This is a genomic window from Accumulibacter sp., assembly GCF_032229525.1.
GTDB lineage: Bacteria > Pseudomonadota > Gammaproteobacteria > Burkholderiales > Rhodocyclaceae > Accumulibacter.
In genome coordinates, this window is the sequence record NZ_JAVTWB010000130.1 from 1 (window position 1) to 9,907 (window position 9,907).

A 9,907-nucleotide genomic window follows, 5' to 3' on the forward strand; every position below is an offset into this window, starting at 1 on the left:
CTAGAACTCGAAATCTAACGTCCGTTCGGGCATCGAGGTCCATGTCGGGGTGGGACGGGCCCGTGGCTTCAAGATCACTTGCAGTCCGACCGCGATGTCTTGGTTGCGCGAGAGGTTGTCGATATCTGTTGATTTGCACCCAAATTTGACCCGGGATTTGCATTGAATTTTGACCCACCCCTTGTTGTCAGAATTATGTCTCGATTTTCAGTTTGCGGGTCTGTTTTTCCTCCTGCTTATTCTGAGTTGAACTGTGTTTGAAGCGGTAACTTTCATTGCCGGTTTCCAGGATGTGGCAGTGGTGGGTTAGTCGGTCCAACAACGCTGTTGTCATCTTTTCATCGCCAAACACTCGGCTCCATTCCGAGAAGCTCAAGTTGGTGGTCAGTATCACGCTGGTTTTTTCGTACAGCTTTGAGAGCAGGTGAAACAGCAGTGCCCCACCGGTTTGGCTAAAAGGCAAATATCCCAGCTCATCCAGAATCACCAAATCGGCATACAACAGACGGTTTGCGATTTGTCCCTGACGCCCAGATGATTTCTCTTGCTCCAGTGCATTGACCAAATCCACGGTGGAGAAGAAACGCACCCGTCGGTTCAAGTGCATCACTGCTTGTGTACCAATGGCTGTGGCCAGGTGAGTCTTGCCTGTGCCTGGCCCACCAATCAGCACCACGTTCTGGGCTTGTTCCATGAAGTCGCACCGGTGCAATTGTTTGACCGTGGCCTCATTAACCAGGCTTTGACTGAAGTCAAAGCCCACCAAGTCCCGATACACGGGGAACTTGGCCACCCGCAATTGATAGTTCACCGAACGTACTTCACGCTCTGCCACTTCAGCTTTAATCAAGCTGTCCAGCATGGGCAAGGCTTGATTAAATGCTGGTGAATTCTGATTGCCCAACTCCTCAATGGCGTGTGCCATGCCAAAGAGTTTCAAGGATTTGAGGATTCTCACATGGCCTTCATGCTGCATCATGGGCTCTCCTTAAACTGTCATAGCGGTTCACGTTGGCCTGTGGTTCCAATGTCAGCCTTAACCCCTTGGGAATTGGAATCGGTTTGGGTGGAGGTTCTTCGGTCAAACGTCCCAACAGATTAAGCACATGCTCCTTCGATGGCTTGCCACACTCCAATGCCAATTCCACAGCACTGAGTACCGCACCTTCATCGTGGTGCAATACAAGGGCCAGAATTTCCACCATGTCACGGTCACCGCCGGGGCGTTGCAGCAAGATGGATTGAAGCTTCTTGAACGCGGGTGGCAATTCAGCAAATGGCGCACCATTGCGCAACGCCCCAGGTTTCTTCTGAAGCACAGACAAGTAATGGTGCCAGTCGTATTGTGTGTGGCCACGCCGAGCGTGGCCACTGCCAAACAATCTTGGATGCTCGGCAATGTGTTGGCCTTCGGCAGCCATCACCAGCTTGTCTGCATAAATCCGAAGGCTGATGGCCCTGTTGGCGTAACTGGCAGGAACGCTGTAGCGATTGCCCTCGTGGTGAACAAGGCAGGTTGAAGTGACTCGCTTGGTTTGCTCCACGAATGCATCAAAGGCATTGGGTAGCGCCATCAACTCGCCTTGTTCATCGGCAAAGGCCTCTTGCACGGTTTGGTCCAATTCGGGGTGGCGCAGCTCAGACCACAGCGCTTTGCAGCGATGCTCAAGCCACACATTCAAATCAGCAAGGCTTTGAAAGTCTGGTGCCCCTTGCCACAGGCGTTGGCGGGAATCCTGCACGTTCTTCTCAATCTGGCCTTTCTCCCAACCCGATGCTGGATTACAGAACTGCGCATCAAACAGGTAGTGGCTGACCATGGCAGTGAACCGCTGATTGACCCTGCGCTCTTTGCCACGCCCCACCGAATCCACAGCGGTCTTCATGTTGTCGTAGATGCCGCGCTTGGGAATGCCACCGAAGATTTGAAAGGCATGCCAGTGGGCATCAAACAGCATTTCATGTTTTTGCTGGTAGTAAGCCCGAAGCACAAAGGCCCGGCTGTGGGCCAACTTAAACTGGGCAATCTGAAGTTTGACCTGTTTGCCCGCTATGCGGGCAAAGTCCTCACTCCAATCGAATTGGAAGGCTTCGCCACAAGCAAAGCGCAAGGGGATGAAACAACCCTTGCCCGAGGTTTGCGCCTTGAACTGTTCGGAATCTTTCCACTGTCGGGCAAAGGCACACACTCGGTCATAAGACCCGGTAAAGCCCAAAGCGACCAAATCCCGGTACATGCTGCGCAGGTTTCTGCGCAGCTTCTTTGTCTTTTTGTGCTCGGTGGAGAGCCACTGCCTTAACTTGGGCTCAAAAGGACTTAACTTGCCAACGCTGTCTCGCGCTGGGTACTGCGGTTCAACCACCTTGCTTTGCAAATACTTGCGAACGGTGTTCCTGGACAGGCCGCTTCGTCGGGCTATTTCCCGAATCGACGCACCATCGCGAAAATGCCAGCGTCGAATTGCGCTCAATATCGCCACGTTTATCACTCCTTGATTTCTCCCGCCATATCCAGACGGGAAACAGTGTCATACGTGGGTCAAATTTCGACGCAAATCTTTACCCTAAGTGGGTCAATTTTAGATGCAACTCAACAGGCCATGCTGAGTGTGCGATGGTTGATCGCTTCCTCGCCGCTCTCCACGGCGACGATGGCCGCCGCCATCAGCAAGTGCGCCAGTTCCCCTATGGTGCCCTCGCTGCGTGTGAGCAGGTAGCGAGCCATGTCCAGCGTGGCAATTGGGGAAGGCCGGCGCAGCGGGAGCGAAGCGGCGAAGCTGGCCAGCAGTGAGCAGCAATCGTCGTTGGCCTCCCATACCGGCAGCATCATCGGCTCGAAGCGATTTTCCAACTGGTCATCGGAGCGGATGGCTAGGTAGGCGTCGCGCGTGCCTACCCCAACCAACGGGATGCGCAGTTCGTTGCCGAGGAAGCGCAGCAGGTTGAGGAATTCCCGGCGGTTGACGCTGTTGCCGGCCAGCACGTTGTGCAGCTCGTCGATCACCAGCATGCGCACGCCGACCTTGCGCAGCAGTGCCAGAGCCAGTTGCTCCATTTCCGGCAACCGTGGGCGTGGGCGCAGCGGCGCGCCCATCGCGGCGAGCAGCGCGACGTAGAAGCGGATCACGGACGGCTCGGACGGCATCTGCACGACCAACACCGGGATGTGCTCCTGGTCGGCGTCGGAGCTGGCCGGGTGGGTGCGGCGGAACTTCTCGACGATCATCGACTTGCCATTGTTGGTCGGGCCAACCAGCAGCAGGTTGGGCATGCGTTGCTTGTTTGGCCACGCATAAAGGGCTTCCAGCCGGTTCAGCGCCTCGACTGCGCGCGGATAGCCGATCCAGCGGTCGGCGCGAAGGCGCTGGATGCGCTCGTCCGCCGGAAGACGGGCCAAGCCCTGGGCCGCCGGCAGCAGGTGGGACAGGTCGATGATGGGATATTCGTCCACGGCTACCACTCCTCAATCTGGTCGAACGGTTTGGCGGGTGGCAAGTTGTCTGCCTGCGGGTCGGCAATATCCGTATCCGGCGGAACGGGCTTGTCCGGCCGAGCTGATGTCTTGAGGTGCTGGCGGCGATCCGCGTCACGCCGCGCCTTGCGTGTGGCCTTCTGCGCGCTGGTCACAATCTCACGCATCTGGCCGATCATGCGGAACAGCGCCGACTCATCCACCTGTTCGCGCCCTTGCTGCCGCAGTTTCGCCAGCGCCTGCCGTTGTTCCCAGAGGGTGACAGCCGGATGCGACAAGGTACGGTAGGGAATTTCCAGGTAATGCTGTCCCTCCGGTTCCAGGACCCAGATACGGCTGATGTCGCGCGGATCGCGCCGGATCAGAAAGGACGGCCAGCGTTCACGCCGCGCAATCCACGGCTTGAGCGCATCGGCGTAGTAGTGGATGTGGTCGATGACAAAGCCGGTGCGGGTCAGCGTGCGCCGGAGGATCGGCAGAAAATCGACCAGGAACGAAGTAGCGCGTGTGACGACGGCCGGTACGCCGACACGCGCCACGGCCTCGGCCCAGCGCGCGGCCGGCGGTTGGAGCAGGCCGTTGTGCACCGAACCGTGGTAGGTGCCGACCGCCAATGTGAGCCAGCGCTCTAGCTCGCGCAGCGTCAGGGCGGCCTTGTTTTCGGAATCGTAGTCGCCGCGCTGGTCAGGGTTGGAGAAGGTCGTTCCCGGCAGTTCGTCGTGAATCATCTGCATCGCCGTGCCGATGATCCGTTCCACGATGCCGCCATAGTGCGGCTGTCCCAGCGGGCGATAGTCCAGCCGGATGCCATGCTGCTCGCAACCCCGGCGCAGGGCCTCGCTCTTGAACTCGGCCGCGTTGTCTAGGTAGAGCAGCAAGGGCTTGCCGCTCATCTGCCAATCCATTTCCACGTTCAGTCCTTCCAGCCAAGGGCGCTTGTCGCAGGCGACATGCACGAGGCACAGGCCAACCGAAACGGCAGACGGCGCTTCCAGCGTGACGACCATGCCGAGCACGCAGCGGGTGAACACGTCGATGGCGAGGGTCAGGTACGGGCGGCCAATAGGTTGCCGGTCGCGGTCATCGACCACGATCAGGTCGATGACCGTATGGTCTATCTGCACCTGCTCCAGCGGCGCGGTCACGGCAGGAGGCTCGCCGCCCACACCTTGTAGGTCACGAGCGGCATCCTGGCCTTCCCGCCGGCGGATGACCTTGCGCGGGTCAAGGCTAGCGATCCGTAAGGCCACGGTATTGCGCGCCGGCACTCGCAGTTTTTGAGCCTTGCACACCTGAGTGACTTCGCGGTGAAAGGCCGCTAGGCTGCGCTTCTGCTTGGTCAGGAACCGCTTTTGCAGTAGCTCGTGGATGACGCGCTCGACCGGTTCCGGCAAGCGCCCCTTACCTTTACCTCCACCGGACTGGCCGGGCACCAGATCCGTCACGAGGCCGCTGCCTTGCCGGGCACGCCGGATCAGAACGTATACCTGGCGCCGAGACAAGCCCAGCGCCTGAGCCGCCATATCGGCCGCTTCGTGCCCGACCGTCTCCGACTGCGCCAACGGACTGATGATCTCCGCACGACGGCGCGCACGCTCCCAAGCCTCATCAGGCAGAGTGGCCACGCCTTGTTCTGGAATCCGTGGGGTGTCCGTCGCCATGCTCACCTCGCTTTGGTGCACACGAGTATTGAGCATAGTCGAGATTGGTGCAGATCACTTCTGATATTGAACTGTCAGGAGCTGGCTGCACAACAGCCATTACGCCCAATCAACTGGTGCAGTCGTCTTCTGAAAATGACATCCATGCCCAGCCCGTGCGCGAGCTGGATCACCGCCCGCACGATAGTTTGGTCACGGGCATCATCCGGGAGCCTGGCGACAAAGGATTGGTCGATTTTCAATGTGGTGATGGGGCAGCATTTCAGATGTTGCAGGCAGGAATAGCCGGTGCCGAAGTCGTCGGCGGCGAAGCGCACGCCGATGGCGCGCAAGGCGTCGAAACTGGCGAACAGGGCTGGATTGCCGAATGCGACCGATTCGGTCAGTTCGATCTCCAGAAGCTCGGCGGGCAGGGCCATATCGGCCAGCACCCGCTTTACCTCGTCGTCGAACGTTGGCCCAACCTGGCTGGCGGACACATTGATGGCAAGACGGAACGGTTGCCATGCCGGTCCTTGCCACTTGTGCATCTGGCGACAGGCCTCGCCCAGCACCCACGCGCCTATTTCCGGCATCAGGCCGAACGACTCGGCCAGCGGCAGGAACTGGCCGGGCGGCAACAGGCCAAGCCTCGGATGCCGCCAGCGCATCAACGCTTCCGCGCCAGCGATCCGGTGATCGCGCAGATCGACCAGCGGCTGGTAATGCAGGTCAAGCTGTCCGCGCGCCGCCGCCTGCGCCAACTCGGCCGCCGTCCATCCGGCGGGCTGCGAACTCGTCATGATCCGCCCCGGAAGGCGCGCAGCAGCCGCGTTACGGCCAGAACGAACAAGCCGGTCAGCGCGAGCGCGGCAACACCCCAATGCTCGCCAAGGAAGGCACCGGCGGTCGTCCCGGCCAGCACGGCGGCGAGAATCGGCAGATGGCAGGGGCAGGTCAACACGGCCAGCGCACCCCACAGGTAGCCGGAAACGGGTTGGCGCGTCTCGGGCGGCAGTTTGTCAGGGGCGTTCACGGCAATGCCTCCTCGTGCGCCCGCTCGGCTGGCATGGAGGCCAGTTGCGCGTCCAGATGGGCCAACGCCGCGCGCCGCCGCTCGACCAACTGGCGCAGCACGGCAAGCTGCGCTGCGGCTTGTGCGCCGTCCGCTGCGTCGAGCGCACGGCACAGCCGCGCCAGGGCATCCAGGCCGATACCCGCCTCGAAGGCCGCGCGCACGAAGCACAGCCGTTGCAAGGCCGCATCGTCGAACACGCCGTAGCCGCCCGTGGTGCAGGCCACCGGCCGTAACAAGCCGCGCACCAGGTAGTCGCGCACGATATGTACGCTCACCCCAGCGTTATGGGCCAGTTGCGATACCGTGTAGGCGCTCATCGCACACCTCCTTGTCCTCACCCGGCGCAGCAGGAAAGCTGCTTCACATCCTTGTTGAAGGTCTGCGCCGCGAGCTTCAACCCTTCGACCATCGTCAGGTAGGGGAACAACTGGTCGGCCAGTTCCTGCACCGTCATCCGGTTGCGAATCGCCAGTGCGGCCGTCTGGATCAGTTCGCCCGCTTCCGGGGCCACTGCCTGCACGCCGATCAGTCGTCCGCTGCCTTCTTCAACCACCAGTTTGATGAAGCCGCGCGTGTCGAAGTTGGCGAGCGCGCGCGGCACGTTGTCCAGCGTTAGCGTGCGACTATCAGTTTTGATGCCGTCATGGTGCGCTTCCGCCTCGCTGTAGCCTACGGTCGCCACTTGCGGGTCGGTGAACACCACGGCCGGCATCGCGGTCAGGTTCAGGGCCGCGTCACCGCCGGTCATGTTGATCGCGGCGCGAGTGCCGGCCGCTGCCGCCACATAGACGAACTGCGGCTGGTCGGTGCAGTCGCCTGCGGCGTAGATGTGTTCCACGCTTGTACGCATGCCGGGGTCGATGACGATAGCGCCTTGCGGGGTGAGCGTGACGCCCGTCGCATCCAGTGCCAGCTTGCGTGTGTTGGGCGCGCGGCCGGTGGCGACCAGCAGCTTGTCGGCGCGCAGTTCGCCGTGCGCCGTGGTGAGCACGAATTCGCCGTCCCCTTCACCATTGATATACGCGACCTGGCTGGCCTGGGTGTGTTCCCTCACCTCGATGCCCTCCATGCGGAATGCGGCCGTGACGGCTTCGCCTATAGCTGGGTCTTCGCGGAAGAACAGCGTGCTGCGAGCCAGGATCGTCACCTTCGCTCCGAGTCGGGCGAACGCCTGCGCCAGCTCCAGCGCCACCACTGATGAGCCAATCACGGCCAGGCGCTTAGGAATCGTCTCGCTGACCAGCGCTTCAGTGGAAGTCCAGTACGGAGTGTCTTTCAGGCCGGGAATCGGCGGCACGGCCGGGCTCGCGCCGGTGGCGATCAGGCAGCGGTCGAATGCCACCACGCGCTCGCCGCCGTCGTTGAGTTGCACGATCAGGTTGCGATTGTCCTTAAAGCGGGCGGAGCCGTGCAGCACAGTGATCGCCGGATTGCCCTCCAAGATGCCTTCGTACTTGGCGTGGCGCAGTTCATCGACGCGGGCCTGCTGCTGGGCCAGCAGCGCCGTGCGCTGGATGGTCGGCGTGGTAGCGGCGATGCCGCCATCGAACGGGCTTTCCCGGCGCAGATGGGCGATATGGGCGGCGCGGATCATGATCTTGGACGGCACACAACCGACATTGACGCAGGTGCCGCCGATGGTGCCGCGCTCGATCAGCGTGACACGTGCGCCTTGCTCGACGGCCTTCAGCGCCGCTGCCATCGCGGCCCCGCCGCTGCCGATGACGGCGATATGCAATGCGCCGCTGCTACCCGTCTTGTCGTTTCTGCCCAGCAGATCGCGCATCTTGTCGAGCAATCCGCCCGGCGTCGAAACTGAGGGGGCATCGGCCAGCGTGGCCCGATAACCGAGTCCAGCTACAGCGGCCGTCAGCGCGTCGGGTGACGTGCCGAGCTCAATGGCGAGCTTGGCGCTGCCCTTGGCGTAGGAGACATCCGCTGATTGCACGCCGGGCACTTTCTCCAGGGCGTCCTTGACATGCACTGCGCACGAGTCGCAAGTCATGCCGGTGATTTTGAGAGTGCTCATACCATCGTTCCTTATTCGTGTGGGCCGCCGTGTCGCACGGTCAGCCGTCTTTCACAAGCGCTTGGCGGGGAGTTCGCAGCCGTCCGGTCCGCAACGGCGATGCGCCGGCGACACGAAGTCCCAGATCGACACCCCAATCATCAAGGCCAGGCCGACGTACATCAGGTTCGCCGTCCACCAGTTGCCGAGCAGCCAGACCGTGGCCGCAAACACGATGGCCGGGCCGATCATGCCGAGCAGACTGCGCAGCCATTGCCGATGACTGAACCAACCCAGCGCGTTCGCCAGGAAGGCCAGCGCGGCAAACAGCGGCAGCAGGCGGCTGATGAACAGTCCCTCGTACTGGCTCAAGAAGCCCAGCCCGATGGCCGCGCCGAAGCTGGCGAGGGCTGGAAAGCAGGCGGCGCAGCCCATCGCGGAAACGACGCTGCCGAGCGCGCCGGTTTTATCGGCAATGCGTGTCATCAGTCCCATGAAGCGGCTCTCGCTGTTGTCGTTGGCTTGCTGGCTCACTGCTTGACGCTGGACGGATAGCCGGCGTCTGCGGTGGCCTTGGTCAGCTTCTGTACGCTGGCCTTGGTGTCGTCAAAAGTGACGACGGCCTCGCGCTTCTCGAAGCCCACATCGACCTTGCTCACGCCTTCGACCTTGGAGAGCGCTTTCTTGACTGTGATCGGGCAGGCGGCGCAAGTCATGCCGGGAACCGCTAGCGTGACGGTCTGGGTAGCGGCCCACACCGGGGCAACAGCGGCGGCGAGGGCAAGGGAGGCAAACAGTTTCTTCATGATGAACTCCTGGTTAATAGAAAAATGGAACGACATAGGGAAATCCAAGCGCGACCAGGACCAGCACGGCCACGATCCAGAAAATCAGCTTGTAGGTGGCGCGCACCTGCGGAATCGCGCAGACCTCACCTGGCTTGCATGCCTGCACGGGCCGGTAAATCCGCTTCCAGGCGAAGAACAGCGCCACTAGCGCCGCGCCGATGAACAACGGTCGATAGGGTTCCAGCACCGTCAGGTTGCCGATCCAAGCACCGGAGAAGCCCAGGGCGACCAGTACTAGCGGCCCCAGGCAGCAGGTCGATGCAAGAATGGCGGCCAGCCCGCCGGCGAAGAGCGCACCGCGCCCGTTTTGTGGTTCAGACATACGTTGGCCCTTTTGAATTTGGATTGGATAGCGTAACCTTACTTCCGTACTCATGTACGGAGTCAAGCGATATGGAAAATAATTTGGAAAACCTGACCATTGGCGTTTTTGCCAAGGCGGCCGGGGTCAACGTGGAGACAATCCGCTTCTATCAGCGCAAGGGCCTGTTGCCGGAACCGGACAAGCCTTACGGCAGCATCCGCCGCTATGGGGAGGCGGACGTGGTTCGGGTGAAATTCGTGAAATCGGCACAGCGGCTGGGGTTCAGTCTGGACGAGATTGCCGAGCTGTTGCGGCTCGACGATGGCACCCACTGCGAGGAGGCCAGCAGCCTGGCCGAACACAAGCTCAAGGACGTGCGCGAGAAGATGGCCGACTTGGCGCGCATGGAAACCGTGCTGTCTGAACTCGTGTGCGCCTGCCATGCACGAAAGGGGAATGTTTCCTGCCCGTTGATCGCGTCACTACAGGGCGAAGCAGGCCTGGCAAGGTCAGCTATGCCTTAGCGTGCTTTATTTTCCGTTTTCTGAGGTGCCCCC

12 protein-coding genes are annotated in these 9,907 nt (G+C 61.2%); 1 reads left to right on the forward strand and 11 read right to left on the reverse strand.

The features are described from left to right. Positions 1-193 precede the first annotated feature (193 nt). From istB to RUW20_RS08910, 11 genes are all read right to left on the reverse strand, one after another. Positions 194-979 carry an IS21-like element IS1326 family helper ATPase IstB gene (gene istB / locus RUW20_RS08860; RefSeq protein ID WP_000983249.1) on the reverse strand — a complete coding sequence of 262 codons (786 nt, stop codon included), beginning with the start codon at positions 977-979 and terminating at the stop codon, positions 194-196. Then, complete coding sequence (gene istA / locus RUW20_RS08865) at positions 966-2,489, reverse strand: IS21-like element IS1326 family transposase (protein WP_001324342.1); 1,524 nt, start codon at positions 2,487-2,489, stop codon at positions 966-968. Before istA ends, istB begins: the two co-directional genes overlap by 14 nt. Before the next feature lie 101 nt (positions 2,490-2,590). Continuing rightward, positions 2,591-3,451 (reverse strand): TniB family NTP-binding protein, encoded by an 861-nt coding sequence (locus tag RUW20_RS08870; protein WP_000344784.1) that lies wholly within the window; start codon positions 3,449-3,451, stop codon positions 2,591-2,593. A gap of 2 nt (positions 3,452-3,453) precedes the next feature. Next, positions 3,454-5,133 (reverse strand): Mu transposase C-terminal domain-containing protein, encoded by a 1,680-nt coding sequence (locus RUW20_RS08875; RefSeq protein ID WP_000179844.1) that lies wholly within the window; start codon positions 5,131-5,133, stop codon positions 3,454-3,456. Between the two features lie 74 nt (positions 5,134-5,207). Beyond that, the gene (locus RUW20_RS08880) at positions 5,208-5,876 is read right to left on the reverse strand and encodes an EAL domain-containing protein (protein ID WP_001300294.1); all 669 of its coding nucleotides are present in this window, start codon (positions 5,874-5,876) and stop codon (positions 5,208-5,210) included. Positions 5,877-5,911: 35 nt separating this feature from the next. Next, positions 5,912-6,148 (reverse strand): broad-spectrum mercury transporter MerE, encoded by a 237-nt coding sequence (merE, locus tag RUW20_RS08885; RefSeq protein ID WP_000993386.1) that lies wholly within the window; start codon positions 6,146-6,148, stop codon positions 5,912-5,914. Next, positions 6,145-6,507 (reverse strand): mercury resistance co-regulator MerD, encoded by a 363-nt coding sequence (gene merD, locus RUW20_RS08890; RefSeq protein WP_001277456.1) that lies wholly within the window; start codon positions 6,505-6,507, stop codon positions 6,145-6,147. Before merD ends, merE begins: the two co-directional genes overlap by 4 nt. Before the next feature lie 17 nt (positions 6,508-6,524). After that, positions 6,525-8,219 (reverse strand): mercury(II) reductase, encoded by a 1,695-nt coding sequence (gene merA / locus RUW20_RS08895; protein ID WP_255977372.1) that lies wholly within the window; start codon positions 8,217-8,219, stop codon positions 6,525-6,527. Between the two features lie 51 nt (positions 8,220-8,270). Beyond that, positions 8,271-8,693, reverse strand: a complete 423-nt coding sequence (gene merC / locus RUW20_RS08900; RefSeq protein ID WP_001340589.1) for an organomercurial transporter MerC — start codon at positions 8,691-8,693, stop codon at positions 8,271-8,273. Positions 8,694-8,728: 35 nt separating this feature from the next. Then, positions 8,729-9,004, reverse strand: a complete 276-nt coding sequence (gene merP, locus RUW20_RS08905) for a mercury resistance system periplasmic binding protein MerP (protein WP_000732292.1) — start codon at positions 9,002-9,004, stop codon at positions 8,729-8,731. 13 nt (positions 9,005-9,017) lie between these two features. Then, the gene (locus RUW20_RS08910) at positions 9,018-9,368 is read right to left on the reverse strand and encodes a mercuric transport protein MerT (protein WP_001294663.1); all 351 of its coding nucleotides are present in this window, start codon (positions 9,366-9,368) and stop codon (positions 9,018-9,020) included. A gap of 71 nt (positions 9,369-9,439) precedes the next feature. On the opposite strand from RUW20_RS08910, the gene merR reads away from it, so the two are divergent. Then, a complete protein-coding gene (gene merR, locus RUW20_RS08915; RefSeq protein WP_005303925.1) occupies positions 9,440-9,874 on the forward strand; it encodes an Hg(II)-responsive transcriptional regulator in 435 nt (144 codons plus the stop codon). Positions 9,875-9,907 lie beyond the last annotated feature (33 nt).